This is a genomic window from Arthrobacter vasquezii, from assembly GCF_029455255.1.
Taxonomy (GTDB): Bacteria; Actinomycetota; Actinomycetes; order Actinomycetales; family Micrococcaceae; genus Arthrobacter_D; species Arthrobacter_D parietis.
This window is the reverse complement of the sequence record NZ_JAROKN010000144.1, coordinates 1-502: the sequence shown is the minus strand read 5'-3', so window position 1 is coordinate 502 and position 502 is coordinate 1. Positions and strand designations below refer to the sequence as shown.

Here is a 502-nt window from a genome sequence, read left to right as displayed (position 1 = left end):
CCATTCCGCGCGGGATCTGGCGAAGGTCCGGGTTTTGATGGGTGGAACGATTTGTGACGTAGTTTCATGATTCCTGAAGTCTTTGTGATATTCATGATCAGTGCTAAATATTACCGAACCCAGGTGTATGTGATGGCGCTTGCTACCGTCCGCTCCATCGGTTTCAGCCGGGCACTGCAATCTTTGCAGGACGAGGAGGATTTTGAGCAGGAGTTGGTGGATCAGTTTGCGCTGGCCCAGGTGGGTGCGGGGCTTACTGATCAGTTCGTGCGAACGGAACGGTCGGTGATTTTCGAGTTCACCCGTTTCTTGGGGCAGCCGGTCTGGACGGCCTCGCCGTCCGATGCCGATCGATTCCTGACTTATCTGCGGCAAGAGCGACGAAACACTCGGAGCACACGGGAAAGTAAGGCAGGAACCCTTGCCCGGTTTTTCGACTTCCTGATTGCCAGATACCAAGGGGACGTCCACGCGCTTACCGGTTATGTGCTGACGCAGCCGA

The 502-nt window shown here is 55.6% G+C and carries 1 pseudogene; it reads left to right on the top strand.

The features are described from left to right. Window positions 1–66: 66 nt before the first annotated feature. A pseudogene (locus P4U43_RS18005) lies at window positions 67–502 on the top strand (hypothetical protein); the annotation flags it as partial.